At 54.2% G+C, this 20,666-nt stretch carries 19 protein-coding genes; 5 read left to right on the top strand and 14 right to left on the bottom strand.

What is annotated here, in order from left to right; translation table 11 throughout:
- Positions 1 to 77: 77 nt before the first annotated feature.
- The 10 genes from TMES_RS18615 to TMES_RS18660 all read right to left on the bottom strand — a co-directional run bounded on the left by TMES_RS18615 (position 78) and on the right by TMES_RS18660 (position 12,057).
- Complete coding sequence (locus TMES_RS18615; protein ID WP_085585360.1) at positions 78 to 722, bottom strand: bifunctional 4-hydroxy-2-oxoglutarate aldolase/2-dehydro-3-deoxy-phosphogluconate aldolase; 645 nt, start codon at positions 720 to 722, stop codon at positions 78 to 80.
- Between the two features lie 21 nt (positions 723 to 743).
- On the bottom strand, positions 744 to 1,682 hold the full coding sequence (gene glk / locus TMES_RS18620; RefSeq protein WP_085585362.1) for a glucokinase: 939 nt from the start codon (positions 1,680 to 1,682) through the stop codon (positions 744 to 746).
- Entirely contained in the window at positions 1,682 to 3,508 is a 1,827-nt protein-coding gene (gene edd / locus TMES_RS18625; protein ID WP_085585364.1) for a phosphogluconate dehydratase, read from the bottom strand. Before edd ends, glk begins: the two co-directional genes overlap by 1 nt.
- A 5-nt stretch (positions 3,509 to 3,513) precedes the next feature.
- Positions 3,514 to 4,233, bottom strand: a complete 720-nt coding sequence (pgl, locus tag TMES_RS18630; RefSeq protein ID WP_085585366.1) for a 6-phosphogluconolactonase — start codon at positions 4,231 to 4,233, stop codon at positions 3,514 to 3,516.
- An 80-nt stretch (positions 4,234 to 4,313) separates the two neighbouring features.
- On the bottom strand, positions 4,314 to 5,804 hold the full coding sequence (gene zwf / locus TMES_RS18635) for a glucose-6-phosphate dehydrogenase (protein ID WP_085585368.1): 1,491 nt from the start codon (positions 5,802 to 5,804) through the stop codon (positions 4,314 to 4,316).
- Between the two features lie 138 nt (positions 5,805 to 5,942).
- Positions 5,943 to 7,073: an ABC transporter ATP-binding protein gene (locus tag TMES_RS18640; RefSeq protein ID WP_085585370.1), complete on the bottom strand. Its 1,131-nt coding sequence runs from the start codon at positions 7,071 to 7,073 to the stop codon at positions 5,943 to 5,945.
- Positions 7,074 to 7,108: 35 nt separating this feature from the next.
- On the bottom strand, positions 7,109 to 8,740 hold the full coding sequence (locus TMES_RS18645) for an alpha-glucosidase (RefSeq protein WP_085585372.1): 1,632 nt from the start codon (positions 8,738 to 8,740) through the stop codon (positions 7,109 to 7,111).
- Between the two features lie 129 nt (positions 8,741 to 8,869).
- Complete coding sequence (locus tag TMES_RS18650; protein WP_085585374.1) at positions 8,870 to 9,709, bottom strand: carbohydrate ABC transporter permease; 840 nt, start codon at positions 9,707 to 9,709, stop codon at positions 8,870 to 8,872.
- A gap of 1 nt (position 9,710) precedes the next feature.
- Entirely contained in the window at positions 9,711 to 10,634 is a 924-nt protein-coding gene (locus TMES_RS18655) for a carbohydrate ABC transporter permease (RefSeq protein WP_085585376.1), read from the bottom strand.
- A 148-nt stretch (positions 10,635 to 10,782) separates the two neighbouring features.
- The gene (locus TMES_RS18660; protein WP_143589729.1) at positions 10,783 to 12,057 is read right to left on the bottom strand and encodes an ABC transporter substrate-binding protein; all 1,275 of its coding nucleotides are present in this window, start codon (positions 12,055 to 12,057) and stop codon (positions 10,783 to 10,785) included.
- A gap of 253 nt (positions 12,058 to 12,310) precedes the next feature.
- On the opposite strand from TMES_RS18660, the gene TMES_RS18670 reads away from it, so the two are divergent.
- A complete protein-coding gene (locus TMES_RS18670) occupies positions 12,311 to 13,303 on the top strand; it encodes an AraC family transcriptional regulator (RefSeq protein WP_085585380.1) in 993 nt (330 codons plus the stop codon).
- Positions 13,304 to 13,425: 122 nt separating this feature from the next.
- Here TMES_RS18670 and TMES_RS18675 read toward each other — a convergent pair whose 3' ends face one another.
- Positions 13,426 to 14,079: a TetR/AcrR family transcriptional regulator gene (locus tag TMES_RS18675; protein WP_085585381.1), complete on the bottom strand. Its 654-nt coding sequence runs from the start codon at positions 14,077 to 14,079 to the stop codon at positions 13,426 to 13,428.
- 203 nt (positions 14,080 to 14,282) lie between these two features.
- Here TMES_RS18675 and TMES_RS18680 point away from each other — a divergent pair, with 203 nt between their 5' ends.
- The 3 genes from TMES_RS18680 to TMES_RS18685 all read left to right on the top strand — a co-directional run bounded on the left by TMES_RS18680 (position 14,283) and on the right by TMES_RS18685 (position 17,813).
- Complete coding sequence (locus TMES_RS18680) at positions 14,283 to 15,476, top strand: TCR/Tet family MFS transporter (RefSeq protein WP_085585383.1); 1,194 nt, start codon at positions 14,283 to 14,285, stop codon at positions 15,474 to 15,476.
- Positions 15,477 to 15,738: 262 nt separating this feature from the next.
- On the top strand, positions 15,739 to 15,870 hold the full coding sequence (locus tag TMES_RS23430; RefSeq protein ID WP_256359936.1) for a hypothetical protein: 132 nt from the start codon (positions 15,739 to 15,741) through the stop codon (positions 15,868 to 15,870).
- A gap of 653 nt (positions 15,871 to 16,523) precedes the next feature.
- The gene (locus TMES_RS18685; protein ID WP_085585385.1) at positions 16,524 to 17,813 is read left to right on the top strand and encodes a polyhydroxyalkanoate depolymerase; all 1,290 of its coding nucleotides are present in this window, start codon (positions 16,524 to 16,526) and stop codon (positions 17,811 to 17,813) included.
- A 68-nt stretch (positions 17,814 to 17,881) separates the two neighbouring features.
- Here TMES_RS18685 and TMES_RS18690 read toward each other — a convergent pair whose 3' ends face one another.
- Positions 17,882 to 18,277: a hypothetical protein gene (locus TMES_RS18690; RefSeq protein ID WP_143589731.1), complete on the bottom strand. Its 396-nt coding sequence runs from the start codon at positions 18,275 to 18,277 to the stop codon at positions 17,882 to 17,884.
- A 140-nt stretch (positions 18,278 to 18,417) separates the two neighbouring features.
- Here TMES_RS18690 and TMES_RS18695 point away from each other — a divergent pair, with 140 nt between their 5' ends.
- On the top strand, positions 18,418 to 19,170 hold the full coding sequence (locus TMES_RS18695; RefSeq protein WP_245835509.1) for an SDR family NAD(P)-dependent oxidoreductase: 753 nt from the start codon (positions 18,418 to 18,420) through the stop codon (positions 19,168 to 19,170).
- 19 nt (positions 19,171 to 19,189) lie between these two features.
- Here the strand turns inward: TMES_RS18695 and TMES_RS18700 are convergent, their stop codons facing one another.
- Positions 19,190 to 19,804 carry an NUDIX domain-containing protein gene (locus TMES_RS18700; protein WP_085585389.1) on the bottom strand — a complete coding sequence of 205 codons (615 nt, stop codon included), beginning with the start codon at positions 19,802 to 19,804 and terminating at the stop codon, positions 19,190 to 19,192.
- Between the two features lie 26 nt (positions 19,805 to 19,830).
- Positions 19,831 to 20,616: an alpha/beta fold hydrolase gene (locus TMES_RS18705; protein ID WP_085585391.1), complete on the bottom strand. Its 786-nt coding sequence runs from the start codon at positions 20,614 to 20,616 to the stop codon at positions 19,831 to 19,833.
- Positions 20,617 to 20,666: the final 50 nt, after the last annotated feature.

A 20,666-nucleotide genomic window follows, 5' to 3' on the forward strand; every position in this document is an offset into this window, starting at 1 on the left:
TTTTGTTCCGGGGCCGTTTTTGCAAGTCAAACTACCGGTGCATGGATCAGCACGCAGCTCGGTCATTCCGTCTGGTGTTATCCCCGGCGCAGGGCTGCAACCTTGTCGGTGGCTTCCTGTGCAAGCTTGGTGATTTTCGCCCAGTCACCAGCCTTGACCGCGTCTTTCGGGGCAACCCACGACCCGCCAACAGTGATGATGTTGGGCAGCGCAATGTAATCGGCCAGATTAGCCAGCGATACACCACCCGTCGGGCAGAATGTTACCTGCGGCAACGGCCCGCCCAGCGCCTTTAGCATCGAAACGCCACCCTGCTGTTCGGCGGGGAAAAATTTCAACACGTCATAGCCATGATCTAACAGGTTCATAATTTCAGACGCTGTTCCGGCACCAGGCAAAAGCGGCACGCCTGTTTCCTTGGCAGCAGCCAGCAAACCGGCACTGTGGCCCGGCGAAACGGCAAAGGCGCACTTAATTTCGGCCATGCGTTCCATCTGCCTGGCATTAATCACGGTGCCCGCCCCGGTAATAGCATCGGGAACCTCGGCAATAATGCGCTGAATGCTTTCTTCGGCTGCGGCAGAGCGCAGGGTAATTTCAAGCACCCGCAAACCACCGGCCACCAGCGCCTTTGCCAACGGCACGGCATCGTTAACATCTTCAATCACCAGCACCGGCACAACCGGGGCCTGTGACAAAATTTCGCGTGAAGACAAAGCCATTTTATTCCTCCTGTTTGCGGGTTATGCCGTTAAAATTTTGGCACAGCCCAGCAAGGCCGGATATTGCGCCGTCATCAGGCGTACCGGCACATCATTCATCAAATCACGAAAACGCCCTTTGGCGATCATGCGTTCTTTCAGGCCACTTTGTTTCATAAAATCGGCAATGCGCGGGCCAATGCCGCCGCCAATAAACACACCATCAAACGCGCCCAGTGTCAGCACCAGGTCACCGGCAACGCCGCCCATAAACAGGCAAAAACGGTCCAGCACTTTCAGGCAAAGCGGATCTTTGGCAACCATCGCCCCTTCAACAACTTCCGCTGCTGTTTTGGGCAACACATCGACACCGTCAATCGCGGCCAGGGCGCGATACAGGTTTTCAATACCCATACCCGATAATATCCGCTCGGCCGAAACACGGCCCAGTTCAGCACTTAGAAATTTGACAATTTCATAGTCCAGATCATCCACCGCGGGCAAAGAAACATGCCCGCCTTCGCCCTGCACCGGTATCCAGTGACCATCATGGGGCAAAAGCCCCGAAACACCCAACCCGGTACCAGCACCAATAATCGCCAGCGGCTGCCCGGGGCGACCGGGCCCGTCAAACAGCGTGATCAGATCATCATCGCCCAGATAGGGTACCGACATGGCGAGACCGGTAAAGTCGTTAACGACCACCAGCCGTTCCAGACCAAATTCCGCTGTGAGGGCAGTTTTGGAAAACACCCACGGATTATTGGTGAATTTAATTTGGTCCGCCATCGCCGGGCAGGCCACCGCAACGGCAAATTCACGCGGTGAATTACCGCCGGTACGGTTAACAAAATCACGAATGGCGCTGCCAATATCAGGATAATCGCGCACGGCCAAGGTTAATGGCGCGTGCGGAATACCCTTGTCATCAAGCCAGGCAAAACGGGCGTTTGTGCCGCCAATGTCCCCGACCAGCTGCATTATTCGGCCCCTCCGGGCAGGATGGCACTGGCCCCCATTTCGGCCAGACCAACATGCTGGCGAAACACGCCAAACAATTCACGGCCAAAGCCGGTTTGATGTTCGGCCTTTTCAGTGAACAGGGCGAAATCACGTTTCGCCAGGTCATCGTCGGATACAAACAGTTTAAGTTCGCCGGTTTCGGCGTCCAGCCGCACCACATCGCCATCCTGAATTTTGGCAATGATACCGTTCATCATGCCTTCGGGCGTAACGTGAATGGCGGCAGGCACCTTGCCCGATGCACCCGACATGCGGCCATCGGTAACCAGGGCAACCTTATAGCCCAAATCCTGCAACACACCCAAAGGCGGGGTCAGCTTGTGCAGTTCGGGCATACCATTGGCACGCGCGCCCTGAAAACGCACCACACACACAACATCGCGGTGCAATTTGCCATCCTTAAACGCCTGCATCATGTCATCTTGCGAGGTAAAGACAGCCGCCGGGGCCTCGATAATACGGTTATCAGGCTTAACTGCCGACACCTTGATCACGGCCCGGCCAATATTCCCGGTCAGCATCCGCAAACCACCATCAGCACTAAATGCTTTTTCTGCCGGACGCAAAATGTCTTCGTCATGGCTGTTTTTGGGGGCATCGCGCCATGCCAGTTTGCCATCATCCAAATGCGGTTCGGTGCCAAATGCCGCCATGCCGCCCGATACAATCGTATCAACTTCGTGATGCAACAGGCCATTGCCCAAAAGGTTGCTAATCACAAAGCCCATGCCGCCCGCCGCGTGGAAATGGTTCACATCGGCCTGGCCATTGGGGTAAACCCGGCAGAGCAGCGGAATAATACGCGACAGATCATCAAAATCCTGCCAGCGCAGTTCGATCCCGGCGGCACGGGCCATGGCCGGCAAATGCAGGGTGTGGTTGGTGGACCCCCCGGTTGCCAGCAGGCCGATAATGCCGTTTACAAAGGCCTTTTCATCCAGAATTTTGCCAATCGGGCGGTAATCATTGCCAAGGCGGGTAATTTGCAAGGCGCGCCGTGCGGCTTCTTCGGTCAGGGCATCGCGCAATTCGGTGCCCGGATTAACAAAGGCAGAGCCGGGCAAATGCAGCCCCATAATTTCCATCAGCATCTGGTTGGAATTGGCTGTGCCATAAAACGTGCAGGTGCCCGGGCTGTGATACGATGCAATTTCGGCTTCCAGCAATTCCTTGCGGCCAACCTTGCCCTGCGCATAAAGCTGGCGCACACGGGCCTTTTCATCATTCGGCAAGCCCGATGGCATGGGACCGGCAGGCACAAAAACCGCTGGAATATGCCCATAGGCCAAGGCCCCCATCACCAGACCGGGAACGATTTTGTCGCACACGCCAAGGTAAAGGGCGGCATCAAACGTATCGTGCGACAGCGAAACCGCCGTCGACATGGCAATCACGTCACGCGAAAACAGGCTAAGTTCCATGCCGGGGCGGCCCTGTGTCACGCCATCACACATGGCGGGCACACCACCGGCAACCTGCGCTGTTGCCCCGGCTTCAAACGCAGCCTTTTTAATGCGATCCGGATAAACGCCGAGCGGCTGATGGGCCGACAGCATATCATTATAGGCGGTCACAATGCCCAGATTGGCAGCATCTTCGTGGTTGATGCGGTCTTTTTCGGTGCCAAGGCACCCGGCGGATGCATGGGCCAGATTGCCACAGGACAGTTTGGAACGATGCGGACGGTCGCTGGCAGCAGCATCGATGCGCGCCAGATAGGCTTCGCGCGTCGGCTTTGAGCGTTCGACAATACGCTGGGTAACGATTTCAATTTCACGTTTCATGGGGTTCAGCCTTTCGGGTTCTCGGCGCTCCACCACAGATCGACAGGAACGTCGTTCTGCTGCAATATCCCGCGTACCGGCATGTCTTCGATCACGCTGCCGTTTTTCGCGGTTTCATAGGTCGACCATTTGGAAGAACCGGTGATGTGAATGCCAATATAACGGGCGTTCAACAATGCCGGTAATGTCATGCTGATGCGCGGGACCGGCGAAACAGTGGGCCGTGCGGCCGCAACCAGTTCACCATTTTCGGGATAAAGCCCACGCTTCAGATCGGGCGGTGTTGAGGATGGAAAAAGCGACGCCGTGTGCCCGTCATCGCCCATACCCAGATAAACAATATCCATCGGCCACGATAATTCGTTTTTTAAACGGGTCGTAACCGTAGAAATGGCGTCTTCCGGGTTTTCATCGGCGGTTTTCAGCGAAACAAAAGTCGCTGCTGCCGCCTGGTTAATTAGCAAATTATCCTTAACCAGCTTTTCATTCGACTGGTCATCATCCAGCCCGACCCAGCGATCATCGCCAAGGGTAATGGTGACTTTGGACCAGTCGAGTTTGGCCTTCGACAAGACCTGAAAGAACGGTTTGGGAAAACGGCCGCCTGCCACCGACATGGTTGCCCGCCCGCGTTCCGCAATGGCAAATTCCAGCCGTTCAACGGTTTGTGCAACCATGCTGGCAAGCATGTCGTCGCCACTTTTAAAGGTGCGTTCATGTGTCATTTTATCGTCCATTGAAATGGGAAAACGTGTTCAGGATCGCAAGGGGCACGGCGGCAAACGCCACCCTGCCCCTGCATTAATCAAAACACCGCTTCTTCATTCCAGGTGCGCCCATCGCGTTCAATCAGGGCGATGGCGGCCGATGGCCCCCAGGTGCCTGATGTATAGCCCTTGGGCGCAATATGGTTGTTTTCCCAGGCTTCCTGAATGGCATCAACCCACTGCCAGGCAATGTCCTGTTCGTCGCGGCGGACAAACAGCGTGTTATTGCCGTCAATCGCATCAAGCAGCAACCGTTCATAGGCATCGGGGCTGCGCGCGCCAAAAGCCTCGGCAAAGGACAGGTTAAGGGCCGTTGGCCGCAACCGGACCAAACCCGGCCCCGGGCTTTTATTGTTCAAAACCAGATGAATGCCATCATCGGGCTGCAAACGCAGAACCAGCCGGTTGGCCTGATAATTGGTCATGGATTTGGCCAGCGGGAACATCTGGTGCGGCACATCGCGGAATTGAATAACAATTTCCGAATGCCGTTTGGGCAGGCGTTTACCGGTACGCAGGTAAAACGGTACACCGGCCCAGCGCCAGTTGCTGATTTCGCAACGCAGGGCAACAAAGGTTTCGGTGACACTGTCAATATTGGCACCTTCTTCTTCAAGGTAACCTGGCACTTCCTTGCCACCCACGGCCCCGGCGCGATACTGGCCGCGCACGGTATTCTGGCTGATATTGGTATCGTTGATCGGTTTCAAGGCCTTAAGGACTTTTACCTTTTCATCACGCACCGCATCCTGGTCCAGCACATAGGGCGGTTCCATCGCCACCAGGCACAAAAGCTGCAACATATGGTTTTGCACCATATCGCGCATTGCACCGGCATCGTCGTAATAGGACCAGCGCCCTTCAACCCCCACTTCCTCGCCCACGGTAATCTGGACGTGGTCGATATGGGCACTGTTCCATAACGGTTCAAACATGGCATTGGCAAAGCGCAGGATCAAAAGGTTCTGCACGGTTTCCTTGCCCAGATAATGGTCAATACGGAAAATCTGGTGTTCTTCAAACACATCCCCGATCTGACCATTAATTTCGCGGCAGCTTTCCAGGTCATGGCCCAGCGGCTTTTCCAGAACAACACGCGAATTGGGCGTTACCAGACCGGCTTTTTTGAGGTTAAAGGCCATATCGGCAAACAGGGCGGGGCTGGTGGAAAAATAATAAACCCGGTCGCGGTCTGGTGCGTCACTCAGGCGGCCGTGCAAGGCAACGAAACCTTCGGCGTCGCCCGCCGAAACCTGAAGATAGGCAACACGGCCTGCAAACTTGTCCCAGATTGCCTGGTCAAATTCGCCGTCGGGGATGTATTTTTTACCGGCATCCAACAATTTCGCCCGGAAATTTTCGTCGCTGTGCGCGCTGCGCGATGCGCCGAAAATACGGGTGGCATCATCAAAACGCCCGGTCCGCTCCATTTCATATAAAGCGGGAAATAATTTGCGTAGCGCCAAATCTCCGGTCCCACCGAAAATCACAATGTCGGCTATGCGATGTTTAAGCCTTTGTTTCTTCATCTTGACTTGCGCCTTCCAAGCGAACTGCTCTCACTCGTTATCCTTTCCGCTGCCAAGGTGGGACCCGGAACCGTTTTGCGGTTCCGGCTGGCAAACGGTGCACGAAAGTTTTCGTGCGCAGGGCATGTCAAATCCCTGCTAGTTCAGTGCCATCTGGGCTTTCAATGGTGCATTGTCCACTGCCAGCCGCCTTTTGGTCTTGTCCGCGGTATCGAACACATAACAATCTTGTTCTGCCGCCTGTATGCCAACCGTTTCCCCGGTTTTGATTGCGGTATCCCCCGCAACCCTGGCAACAAACAATTCGTCCGATCCGGTGCGAATATAAACCAAACCTGCTTCGCCCAAATGTTCGACCACTTCGACCGTCCCGGTAAACAGCGCCGTGTCCTGATCGGCAATGCTGCAATGTTCCGGTCGAATGCCAACTGTTACACGATCTGCCGTGGCAAGACCACTGCCATCAACCGGTAACGACACTTCTTTACGCGATTCCAGTTGAACCGTAACAGATTGTTGCGAAACCTGCGTAATTTTAGCCGGAATGAAGTTCATTTTCGGCGATCCGATAAACCCGGCGACAAACATATTTGCCGGATAATGATATAATTCCAAGGGTGTGCCCACCTGCTCCACTGTACCGGCACGCAACACCACAATCTTGTCGGCCATGGTCATGGCTTCAACCTGATCATGCGTCACATAGATCATTGTGGTGTTCAATTTTTCATGAAGTTTTGCCAGTTCGATCCGCATTTGCACCCGCAAGGCGGCATCCAGGTTCGATAACGGTTCGTCAAACAAAAACACGCGCGGTTTGCGCACAATCGCCCGGCCAATCGCCACACGCTGGCGTTGCCCGCCCGACAGTTCCTTTGGTTTGCGGTCCAGCAATTCTTCGAGTTGCAGGGTTTTGGCCGCCGCCATCACCCGGGCATTTTGTTCGTCCTTGCTGTGTTTCGCCAAATCCAGCCCAAAGGCCATATTTTCAAACACCGACATATGCGGATACAGCGCATAAGACTGAAACACCATGGCAACGCCGCGATCCTTGGGCACGGTATCGTTGACAATGTCGCCATCAATACGCAATTCACCGTCGCTGATATCTTCCAGCCCGGCAATCAGGCGCAGCAATGTTGATTTGCCACAGCCCGACGGACCAACAAACACACAAAACTCGCCATCACGAATATTCAGATCGACCCCGTGAATGGTTTCAATCGGCCCAAAGCGCTTGCGCACCTGTTTTAAAACCACATCAGCCATCGGGTATCCTCCCAGTTTTTTGGTTATCAGGATCGTCAGATCGTGCCGAAATAAAAGCCCCAACCCGGCAGCGACACCTGGTCGCCCGCGACCGACGCGGTATTAAGCGAACAATTACCGGCAGACGGGCCGGGCAAGGTGGTTGTCACCGCATCGGGCGTGACATTGAAAACACAAATCGTGCGAACAATGCCGGTCATACGGACAAAACCGATAATGGCATCGTCGCCATGTTCCAGCATTTCGATATCGCCCTGAATGATCTCCGGGTGATTTTTGCGCCATGCCAGCAGGTTTTTATAAAAACTGCGCAGGGAAGTCGGATCATCGATCTGACTGGCGACCGACAATGCACTATGATCCTGCGGCACCGGCAACCATGGTTGGTCTGACGTTGTAAAACCACCATGGGCCACATTGGCATTGTGCCACGGCATCGGGGTACGGCAGCCATCGCGCCCTTTAAATTCCGGCCACATTTCGATGCCGTATGGGTCCTGTAATTGCTCGTAGGGGACAATGGCTTCTTCAAGGCCCAGTTCTTCACCCTGATAAATGCACGGCGTGCCACGAAGCGATGTATAAAGCGCCGGGATCATGCGCAGGCGGGCATCGTTGTCGCCGCCTTTATCCTTGCCCCAACGCGATGCCACCCGCATGAAATCATGGTTACTCACCGCCCAGCACGGCCAGCCATCGCCCAGTTCGCGAAACACATCGATCAGCATGCCGCGTACCAGCCCGGCTTCTAACGGGCTTTCCAAAAGGTTGATGGTATAGGCCATGTGCAGCTTGTCGCCGCCGGCAGTATATTCCGCCATCGTTGCCAGCGAATTATCCGACCCGATTTCACCCACCGTGGTGGTGCCGGGGTATTTGTCCAGAACGGCACGCAGTTTTTTCAAAAATGCCAGATTTTCGGGCTGGGTTTTGTCATGCACATGCATTTGCCGCGTATAGGGGTTTTGTTTTGGCGCGCCTTCGGGGCGATGGGTGCCCGGTATCCACGGCGGGTTATCGCGCAATTGTTTGTCATGGACATAAAAATTGGCGGTATCCAGCCGGAAACCATCCACCCCGCGCCGCAACCAAAACTCGACATCGTCAAGCAATTGTTGCTGCACATCGGGGTTGTGAAAGTTCAAATCGGGCTGACTGGAAAGGAAGTTATGCATGTAATATTGCTGGCGGGTGGTATCAAATTTCCACGCTGACCCGCCAAAAATCGACAACCAGTTATTGGGCGGCGTGCCGTCGGGTTTGGGGTCCGCCCACACATACCAGTCCGACTTGGGATTATCGGTTGATGACCGGCTTTCGCGAAACCACGGATGCGCGTCCGAGCTATGCGACAATACCTGATCAATGGTCACGCGCAGGCCCAGCCCATGGGCCTTTTCCACCAGATGGTCGAAATCCTCCAATGTGCCAAACATCGGGTCGACATCGCGGTAATTGGCAACATCATAGCCAAAATCTTTCATGGGCGATGTAAAAAACGGCGACAGCCAGATCCCGTCCACACCCAGATCGGCGATATAGTCCAGCTTTTGCGAAATACCCGGCAAATCGCCAATGCCATCGCCGTTGGAATCAAAAAAACTGCGCGGGTAAACCTGATACAAAACACCACCACGCCACCAGTTAACATCGCCGCTCAAAGCCATTTTCAAAACACCCTGGAATTTGTTACTCGTCAGATCTCCCGGTCAGGCGGCGTGCTGTGCCCCGCCCGGCCGGGTCTTATCATCATTGGTAAAAAGGCATTTTTTTGCCTGTAATCTATACGTGTCAGGTCATCCCTTAACCGCCCCGGCGGTCAGACCAGAAACAATCCGCCGCTGAAAAATCAGCACCAGCACAATCAGCGGCAAGGTCACAATTACCGATGCCGCCATGATATTGCCCCACGGCATTTCATGCTGGCTGGCACCTGATATCAGGGCAATGGCGACGGGAACGGTGCGTTTGTCGTCGGTCAGGGTAAAGGTCAGCGCGAATAAAAATTCGTTCCATGCCGCGATAAAAGCCAACAGCCCGGTGGTCACCATGGCGGGCCACATCACAGGTAAAAACACCCGGCGAATAACAATCCACGGGGTCGCCCCGTCCATCACGGCGGCTTCTTCGAGTTCGCGGGGTAAATCGCGCATGAAGGCGGTTAACACCCACACCGTGAAGGGCAAGGTCAGCATCATGTAGGAAATTGCCAGCCCGAACATGCTGTTATAAAGGCCAAGCCCCCGGATCAGTTCGAACATGCCCGACAGAACCGCCACCTGCGGAAACATCGACACCGATAAAATGGTGACCAACAGTAATCCCCGCCCGGCAAACTTCACCCGTGCCAAGGCATAGGATGCGGTAACACCCAGCAACAACGACAGGGCAACCACCAGAAAACTGACAAAGATGGAATTGAAAATGTTGTGCCCGAACGGCTGGCCTTTAAACACCGAGACATAATTAATCAGGCTGAAACTTTCGGGCAGGTAGTTCACATCGAACAAAGCCGATCCGGTTTCAAACGATGTTAAAATTGCATAGTAAAACGGAAACACGGCAAACAGAACAATCACCGCGACCAGCAGCCAAAAGGCCAATTTGCGAAGATATTTTCGGGCTTTCGCGTTCATATCAATGCCCCCCTTCATCAAGGCGGACACGCCCGACCATAATATAAGCCATGATGCAAAAGGCGATCACGACAAACAGCAATGTTGACGCCGCCGAGCCATAACCCACTTCCTGAAAATCGACCAGTTGCTGGCGGGCATAAACCGACATGGTGGTGGTTTGCGGGTTGTTGGGCGTTAAAACGTAAATCACGTCAAACACCCGCAAGGCATCCAGCGCACGGAAAATAACCGCCACCATCACCGCCGGTTTGATCAATGGTAACGTCACCTTGAAAAATACCCGCACCGGGTGAATACCATCCACCCTTGCGGCTTCGTAACAATCGCCGGGCAGCATTTGCAACGCGGCCAAAATCAGCAAGGCCATAAACGGTGTGGTTTTCCAGACATCAACCAGAATAACCGCACTCCTCGCCCAGTCAGGGCTGGCCGTCCATGCGATGGGGGCCGAAAGAATGCCCAGTTTCATCAGCATATCGTTAATGATGCCAAACTGGTCATGCAGCATCCAGTTCCACATCCTTGCTGAAACAATGGTGGGAATCGCCCAGGGGATAAGCACCGCGGCGCGCACCAGCCCGCGCCCGCGAAAGTTCTGGTTTAAAACAAGGGCAACCACCATGCCCAGTGCCGTTTCCAGCGACACCGAAATCACGCTGAAAAACAGGGTATTCCAAACCGCCTGCCACCATTCAGGATCGGTCAGCAGGCCATAGGCCTCGCCATCATAAACGGCATAGAAGTTTTCAATGCCGATGAACTTGTAGGTGGACAGGTCCGACAAATTGGCATCGGTAAACCCGAAATAGAAGGTCCGCAGAAGCGGCCATCCGGCCACCGCAGCCAGAATAACCAGCATGGGAATAAGAAATATCCATGCCGAACGGCGTCTGGACCGGGTTAAAGACGAAGCATGCGCCATAACAGATGCTCTTGCTTTACAGGGAAGAATGCCCGGTTTGCCCGGTCATCCGTGCCACGCCATTTAAAAATGGCCCGAAGATCATTGTTTGAAGGGCTGACTGCCAACCAGGCGAAATGCGTGTTCCGCCCCGGCGGCTGCAAGAAAATCACCAGCCTGAGCGCCGGGTTCGTTTCAGCTTGTGCTCAAGGGCGGGCAAGGCCTGTTCTGCGGTTTGCGTGCCCGACAGGGTGGCATGAACTGCCTGCCAGAAATCGGCAGAAACCTTGTTATAATTGGTGCTGGTTACCGTTGAGGGGCGCGGCACCGCATGGGTGAAGGTTTCGTACAAATCGCCAAAAAACGGGTTGGCTGCAAGAACGTCCTTGTCCTTGTACAAATCCGCCACAGTCGGGTTATAGGACCCTTTGATCGCCCGGCGTTTCTGTTCGTCATAGGATGTCAGATATTTAACCAGATCTGCCGCCAGTTCGGGGTTTTTGGAATATTTGGAAACGGATAACTGCCATCCGCCCAGCGCGGCAGCAGATTGCCCGTCGTCTTCGCCCTTGGGCAGCGGGGCAACACCAACTTTGCCCTTAACCGGGCTGTCGGCGGAATTGGCAAGCGCCCACGCATAGGGCCAGTTGCGCATAAACACCGAATTTCCCGACTGGAATACACCCCGTGCCCCTTCTTCGTCATAGCCCAACACACCATCAGGCGAGATTGTGCCGATCCAGCCGGCCGCCGTGGCAATGGCCTGTTTGGCCTTGTCGTTATTAATCGAAATATCGCCATTGGGCTCCACAATGGTGCCCCCACCATAAGACGCAACCCATTCAACCGCGTTGCAGGTTAAGCCTTCATAGGCGCGCCCCTGAAAAACATAACCCCACATCTTTTCGTTGCCGTCCTTGCGTTCGGCTTCTTCAATTTTCTGGGCGGTTTTGGTCATTTCTTCCCAGGTTTGCGGAACTTTTTCGCCGTATTTGTCCAGCAAATCCTTGCGATAATACAAAACACCGGCATCGGTAAACCACGGCATGGCCACCAGGCGGCCATCAACGGTGTTGTTTTCGATAATCGGTTTGAAATGTGCCTTGGCTTCGTCTGCCATATAGTCGTTCAGATCAATGAAATGATTGCCCAAAATACCCGGCCAGATCACATCAATCTGGAAAATATCCACATCCGACGAGCCTGATGCCAGCATTTGCTGATAGACAGCCAACCGTTCGGTCGAGGAATTGGGCGTGGAAATAACGTCCACCTCGTTGCCGGTTTTTTCCGACCAGGCGGTAACGCCTTCCTTGCAAAGGGTCAATTCCTGACCAACGGCACCGCAGGAAATCGCCAGTTTGGCGGCCTGTGCCGGGCCAGCAACGGCAAATACCACGCCCGCAACGCCGGCACCTGCAAGCAACTTCTGGATCAGGGTCATTTAAACCTCCCTATGATGTTTCTGGTTTTCCCGTGCATCCGCCCGTTTCATCGGGGGCTGCCTGTTTTTTATGGGGCCGGATATTTCTACGTTATCCGGGATATGTTTGTTCCCCGCGCCGGGGTGTGTTGCGACGTTTTTAACAACGCCCAATGGAAAAAGGATACGCCCCTTCACGCCTTTTCAAAGTGTCATATCCTTTAAAGGCTGATACTATTCTGCAAAAGACGGCATAAAATGCAGGAGGGCACCCGTGCGGATCGTTCAGGAACGCATCACCAACCCCGATGGATATTCGTGGGGATATTTCCATTATGTGTGGGATGATTTTCGCTGTAACTGGCACCAGCACCCGGAATATGAACTGACCTTGACGTTAAATGCCAAGGGCAGCCGCCTGATTGGCGACCACCGCCAGGGGTTTGACGGGGTGGATTTTGCCATGGTGGGCCCCAACCTGCCGCATTTGTGGGAATGCCAACGCCTGAGCAATACCGAACAGATCGAAGTTTACGTCTTGTGGCTGTCGCAGGAATGGGTTGAAAACCTGACCCGCGATTTCGTGGAATTTTCCGACCTTTACAGCCTGTTTGAACAGGCCCGGCGTGGATTATCGTTTACCGGTGAAACCGTTGCCAAAATTCGGGAAATTGCCCCGAAACTGGACGATGCCAGCCCGCGCCAGCGTTTTATGCTGATCATTGATATCCTTGAAACCCTGCTGGGCGGTATTGATGGCCCGCTGGCCTCGGCGTCGTTTGGCAACGATACCGATGGCAGCAGTGATTCATTGCGCATCGACCGCGCTATTGCCTTTATCCACGCCCACCACGCTGAACCATTGCGCGTTGCCGCCCTTGCCAATGTCGCCGGGGTTAGTGAAAGCAGCTTTTACCGCCTGTTTAAACGCTATACCGGGCGTAGCGTGGTGGAATATTTAAACGAATATCGCATCTCGCGCGCCTGCCTGCAGCTATCACGCACCGATTGGCCGATCTATCGCATTGCCGAGCATAACGGCTTTAGCAACCTGTCGAATTTCAACCGGCGTTTTCGCCAGTATCGGGGCAAATCGGCCCGCGATTACCGCGATAATATCCGCATTCACGGCCAGTTCCCCGAAAACGCCCCCATGCCCGATGCCAGAATTGGTGCTGTTCCAGCCCGCCCGTTGCCGTGCGAAACCGATGGTGTTTCATCGGGCAAATGCATTGTGGTTAAAGGCATCCCCGCCGAAACCATTTAGGACTGATCAAAAATGATCTGCCCAATCCGGCACCCGCATTGCCCCGATTAAACCACACACAATATAAATGCGCCCCGTCGGGACGGTCTTCAACGATGGCACAGCAATTCGTCAGACCGTTCTCAGGCATAAGGCGTGCCCGCCATCGCCGCTGTTGCGCCGATAGCACCCTTGTCAATAAGGGCAAGAAAAAGAGCGGTCGCTTTGTCACTATCGCGGGTTTCGTGAAAGGTCCGGTGTGCCTGAATAAAGGCCACGGTCCAGCTTGCCAAAAGCAAACCCGCCGCCAGGTGGGCATCCGGGTCGTTAAGGTCACGCCCGACACATTCAGCCAACGCCCCCGCAACCAGCGTTTCAAGCTCACCACGTATAGCACGCGCGCGCGCCTTGAGGGTTTCACTACCCTTGACCGTCTCGATGAAACTCTCACTTCTGGCCGAAAATTCAAGATACGGTGCCTGCTCGCGCACCAGCTGATGGGCAAGCAGGCGTAACGCCTCGACCGGTGGAACAGACGGGTCACGCTGGCGCAAGGCATCGCGCAGGCTTTCGCGCCCTTCTTCATCGCGGTCAAAGAACATGTCCTCTTTACGCGCGAAATGGTTGAACACCGTCATCCGCCCGACATCGGCCGCGGCGGCAATTTCATCAACCGTCACGTTATCAAAACCACGCTCGAAAAAAAGGCGGTCGGCAACGGCCGAAATAGTACGGCGCGTGGCAAGGCGCTTGCGCGAACGACGGTCTGGCTGGTTTGCGGCGGGTGGCATTGTCATGCCGCTATTGTTAATCCAATTTTTGTACCGGGTACAAGTTTAATATTGACATCTGACTACCCGCAGGCGCATATCAATAAATGTACTCAGTACAAAATTATATTAAATACACATTTCTCTTGCAATTGACCGTCCCGATTAGCCGCCTCGTTCATCATCCCGGCGGCCTTTTTCCCTAAAATGTTTTCAAGTGTAGCCCGATTATGAACAAACCCCTTGTCGTTATCTTTGCCACAATCGGCCTTGATGCCGTTGGCATCGGCCTGATTTTCCCGATCCTGCCGCAGCTTTTTGCCGATGTAACGCACAGTCAGAATATCGCGCTTTATATCGGCATTATGACGGCACTTTACGGGCTTATGCAGTTTGTCTTTGCCCCGGTTCTGGGCGCTTTAAGCGACACCCTTGGCAGGCGACCCGTCCTTCTTATGTCGCTGGCAGGTACGGCAATTAACTATGTCATCATGGCGTTTGCACCGCAGCTTTGGATGCTGTTTGTGGGCCGGGCCATTGCCGGATTAACCAGCGCCAATGCCGCCGTGGCGGCGGCCTATATCACCGATATTTCCGCCGAGGACAAACGGGCTCGTCGTTTTGGCCTGTTCAACGCCATGTTTGGCATCGGCTTTATCATCGGGCCGGTTCTTGGCGGGTTGCTGGGCGATTACGGGGTCCGGCTGCCCTTTATCGCCGCGGCAGTCCTCAATGCCGGTAACCTGTTGCTGGCTTTATTCATCCTGCCAGAATCCCGCACACCGACGCGCCAAAAAATCAATCTGGCTGCGCTTAACCCCTTGCGACCGCTGCGTTGGGTTTTGTCGATGAAGGGGCTGTTACCTGTTATTTTTGTGTTTTTCATCTTTAGCGCCAGCGGCGAGGTTTATGGCACATGCTGGGCCTTGTGGGGCTTTGATGCCTTTCAATGGAACGGTCTTTGGATTGGCCTGTCTCTTGGGGCCTTTGGCATCTGCCAAACGCTGGTGCAAATATTTTTGCCCGGCCTGGCGACCAGACTTCTGGGCGAACGCGGGGCCGTCTTTGCCGGAATTTCTTGCGCCTGCTTTGCCCTTGTTATCATGGCCTTTGCCACCCACGGCTGGGTCGTGTTTGCCATTATGCCCGTTTTTGCCATGGGCAGCATCGGCACCCCCGCCCTGCAATCGCTCGGCACCCGGCAGGTAGACGCCGCCAGTCAGGGCCAGTTTCAAGGAGTGCTGGCATCGGCGGTCAGTCTGGCATCCGTCATTGGCCCGCTGGCATTTTCGACATTTTATTTTCTCGTCCAAAAGGACTGGCCCGGTGCTATCTGGCTTTCGGTGGTCGTCATTTATGCCATCGCAGTTCCGCTGGTTTTTCTTGGCACCCGAACCGCCCGCCCCGGCGCGGCACAGGTTTAAAAACACGTATTTCTGATGCAGGCCTGTTTTGCCGCAATTTTCCGCCCGGTTTAAACCGGGTTCACATCGGTTTTGACCGAGTCTTTCGGTAATTTCGTTCTTTTTCGCCTGCCGACAACGAGAACAAACAAAAAACATCCACCGATAAACCGTTTAAAATCAACTATTTCACAAAAAACACTTTGTTTGTTCCGATTTTGTTCTTGCCGGAACAAAATCAGAACAATACAGTGACTTCAGACAGATCAAGGAGGTCACTGCCATGATGAAATTACTTCAGAATCCCCGTCGCCTTAACGATGTATGTAGCACTGTTGCCGTAGTTGGCAGCACCGGGTTTTTCCTGTTCGTTATTGCACTGGGCATGGCGCAGACACTTCGGGGTCTGATCTAACCGCACGTTCTTCAAAGTTTTGAACGGGACGGCTTCCCATACCCGATGACGGGCAACCCCGCACCCCTTCCCCGTCCGTCATCGTTCCGTCCGTCCCGTTCAAATCTGTTACAACCGCGCAACTGGCACCGCTGTTCGTTCCCCACGACAGCGGTGTTTTTTTGTCCGGCGCACGCAAAAACGGCCCCGGAATGACGCAATAGCCGCAAAGGCAGTTGCGCGCGTTCTTCTGCCTCATGGTGTGTTTGCAATGCCCCGCACGCTCTGTACCTCGCTTGTTTTACATCGTCGCGCCACGCCTTGCGGACCACAGCCGTGATTTTCGGGCGGTGCCAGTGACCGAGTCAGTTTTTAAACCCGGTATTTCTGGTGCAGCGGCAACCGGGCGAAAAACCGGATCGGAACTTTTGTTGCGTTGCAACAACTTGCGCTGCACCGCAAAATTTCACTCGACATTGGCGCGATTCTCCGTTTGAATCAGTGACAACAGTCATAAATTCATCATACGATAGGGCCAATAAAGTTTTGAATTAAAGCAATCCAAAACAAACTAATTGAATTGTGGCGCTATCAACCACAACTGACATGCAGGGATTAAACGGCCAGAGCCTCCCGTAATTTTCAATAACAGCCTGGCCGGGGAGTGAGATTGAATGCTCTATCACATCTACGAATTGCAACATGCCACCATAAGCCCTTTGCGCGTTGCCGCTGACATGGGCAAAAAATGGATGCGCAATCCGGTCAATCCCTGGTCCTATACCCAGCCTGGCCGCGCAACTGCCGCCGTTTTTGATGTGTTTACCCATATCACCAACCGCTATGGCAAACCGGAATTTGGCCTTGATACCACCGTCATTGACGGGGAAACCGTGCCAATTACCGAAGAAGTGGTCTATGCCGAACCGTTCTGTCGCCTGTTGCATTTCAAACGCGAAACCGCGCATTTGAAACAACAGCCCGACGACCCCCGCGTGCTGATTGTCGCCCCGCTTTCGGGCCATTTTTCAACGCTTTTGCGCGGCACGGTAGAAACCATGCTGCCCGATCACGATGTATATATCACCGACTGGGTCGATGCCCGCGAAGTGCCCGTACATCTGGGCCATTTCGACCTTGATAGTTATGTCGATTATATCATGCGGTTTTTGCGCCATCTGGGCCCCAACACCCATATGATCGCGGTCTGCCAGCCATCGGTTCCGGTATTGGCCGCTGCATCGCTGATGGCGGCGGGCGACGAACCCTGCCAGCCTGCATCAATGACATTGATGGGCGGCCCGGTCGACACCCGCGAAAACCCGACCGAGGTCAACAAATTTGCCCAGCAACACGAACTGGACTGGTTTGAACGCCACGTTATTTCCCATGTGCCCCTGCCCCATACCGGGGTGATGCGCCGGGTTTATCCGGGCTTTATGCAATTGGCTGGTTTCATGAGCATGAACTGGGACCGCCATCTGGCCGCCCACCATGACATGTTCACACATCTGGTCGAAGGCGACGGCGAAAGTGCCGATGCCAAGCGCCATTTCTATCATGAATATCTGGCCGTTATGGATATGAGCGCGGAATTCTACCTTCAGACCCTGAAAGTGGTTTTCCTTGAGCATCAATTACCATCGGGCACCATGCGCTGGCAGGGGGTCCTGGTGGACCCGTCCGCCATTACCAAAACCGCCCTGTTAACGGTTGAAGGTGAACGCGACGATATTACCGGCATGGGCCAAACCCGTGCAGCACATAAATTGTGCAGCAACTTGCCCGATAATATGCGCATGCATCACGTTCAAACCGGGGTTGGCCATTACGGCGTGTTTAACGGCCGTCGCTGGCGCGAACAAATCAGCCCGCGCGTCAAGGATTTCATCCGCCGTCACGACCATGAAGGCAAAGGTGCCAACAGCGCCCCTGCCAAACCCAAGACCGAAGCGGCGGAATAAGTTTCGCCTGCCAATGCAAAAAGCCGCCCCATCATCCGGGCGGCTTTTTATTTTGTCTATCGGGACCATCAGGGTGCGGTTAAAATTTTAACGCTGCCATTATCGTTTTGCCCGCCATAAATGCCGTCATCCTTAGGGTATATGGCGACCGGATGTAGTGTATCAAGCAGATGCTGGTAAACACCCGGCACGGTATCTTCCCAGATTTCGATTTGCCCGATAACAACCGGGTTGGTGGCCCCGTCCAGCAAGGCAACCGCCTGATCAATGTTGGCATTGGTAACCCATTCATCCTCCGTCCCCATCAAGGTCAGGTGAACACCGATCACCTTGCCATCCTTGATCCCCATAATGCCGATGCATGAGGTAAATTTGGTAAACATGATTGGATCTGCCTTGCCCCATTCACGTTCGGCGACTTCCAACGGGTTTTGGGCTTCGGTAAAAATATATGCCATCATCATGGCCTTTCACTGTTTTGGTTAAACCGTTCGATGTTGACGCCGCTGTCGCAAAACCGGGAACCATAAGGAACCTTAAACCGGCAAGGCATTTGCAACGTATCTTGAACGACAAAGCAGGCGCATTTGCAAAGCAGGAACCCATGCCCAACAAGACACCTTCCACCGCCCCCGCACCGCCAAACGTTGACATGAACAGTTTTGAACACGGTGCCATTGCCGTGATTATCGGGGCAAGCGGCGGTATCGGCCGGGCTTTTGCCCAACATCTGGCCGACACAAAACAGTTCTCGCAGATTATTGGCCTGTCGCGCAGCAGCACCCCGCCCCTTGACCTGCTAAACGAAGCCCGCATCGAACAATGTGCAGGCCATGTTGCCCAACAACAGGGCAATATCCGGCTGATTATTGATGCCACCGGCTTTTTACATAACGAAAATTATCAACCCGAAAAAACATGGCGCCAGATCGACCCGGCCAGCATGGCGCATAACTTTGCCATCAATGCCATTGGCCCCGCCCTGCTGATGAAACATTTTTTGCCGTTGCTGCCGACACAGAGGAAATCAGCCTTTGTCACCCTGTCGGCCCGGGTAGGCAGCATTGGCGACAACCATATTGGCGGTTGGTACGGGTATCGCGCCGCCAAGGCGGCGTTAAACCAGTTGGTTAAAACCATGTCGGTTGAGCTGGCCCGTAAAAAGCAGGATGCCATATGCGTTGCCCTGCATCCCGGTACGGTTGATACCGGCTTGTCCGCGCCCTTTGCCAAAAGCGGCCTTGCGGTGCAAACACCAACACAGGCCACGGCCAATATGCTGGGTGTGATCAATCAGCTTACGATTGACCAAAATGGCAGTTTTTTGGCCTATGATGGCAGCACCATTCCCTGGTGAAGAACACACGCGTTCCGCCTTAGTCAAACAGGCCGTTTAACTGGGCATACTGGATCAGCATGATTGTTTTGGCATCGCGAATACGGCCATCGGCGATCATGGCGATGGCATCGGCGAACGGGGTTTCGAGAACACTAATATCCTCGCCTTCGTCATATTTTCCACCACCTTCGCCCTGCAAATGATCGGCGGTAATTTCGGCGACAAACAGATGCAACCTTTCCGTGACAGAGCCGGGGCTCATGAACACATCAAAAACCTGGCGCGGTTTGCCAATTTTATAACCGGTTTCTTCTTCTACCTCGGCAATGACGGCGGCATTGGGCGCGCGATCATCTAACACGCCGGCGGGCACCTCGATCAACATGCCGGTTTCATTGCCATTCACAAAGGTCGGCATGCGAAATTGCCGGGTTAAAATGATGGTGCGGTTTTCGCGGTTAAACAGCAAAATGCCCGCACCATTGCCCCGTTCATAGGCTTCGCGGGTTTGTTCCTGCCAGTCGCCAGTACGGCGTTTCAGGGCAAACCGCACACGGTACAAATGATACCAGTTGTCAGACAGGCAATCGACGCCATCCAGACGAATATTGTCACTGTCAAACCGGGTCCAGGCGGCGGGGAAATCCGCCATATCAAAACCTGTGCAGTTGTTGGTGTTTAACGGTTTAAAAACGCCGATAACGTCAGCAAAACCGCATCGGGCTTTTCGGCATGCACCCAATGCCCGGCATTTTTAATGCTGGTAAAGGCTGCACGGGGAAACAGAGATTTAATGTGGTCGCGTTTTTCCATGTCCACATAGTGCGAATTAGCCCCGGCAATGAACAGGGTATCGCCTTCAAACGTGGCACCGTCGGCATTTTTCCAGCCGGTAATGTCGGCCAAATGGTTTTCCATGGCATCGATATTAACCTGCCAGGCCATTTTGCCGGTTTCCTTGTCGGTCGCAACACTTTGCGCCAGAAACTGCCGCACCCCTTTTTCGGCAATGCCACGGGCAAGGGCGTCTTCCACCTCGGCCCGGCGCGACACGGCATTAAAATCCACCGCGCGCATGGCACTGATATAACCGGTATAATCATGGTCATAGGCAAGCGGGGCAATATCGACCACCACCAGATCGGCAATCAGATCGGCCTGATCGGACAAAGCCAGCGTCATCGATGCCTTGCCACCCATCGAATGGCCAATCAAATGTACCGGGCCATTATCAATATCGCGGATTAATTCGGCAATATCGCCTGCCATTGCGTCATAGGTCATGGCATCATCCCAGCCCGACCGGCCATGATTGCGCAAATCGGCGGTGACAACATGGTATTTTTCGGCCAAACGGCGGGCAATGGCCGTCCAGTTGCGGGCCTGACCAAACAAGCCATGCAAAATCACCAGCGTGCCGTTGTCGCGGTTTTCGTCGCCAAAGGCGTAATGCGCCAGTTTCATCGGGCCTCCTTGCTAAAATAGAATAACGATAATTTTGCGCAGAATGGCCC

It is taken from the genome of Thalassospira mesophila (assembly GCF_002115755.1).
In the GTDB taxonomy this organism is placed as follows: Bacteria; Pseudomonadota; Alphaproteobacteria; order Rhodospirillales; family Thalassospiraceae; genus Thalassospira; species Thalassospira mesophila.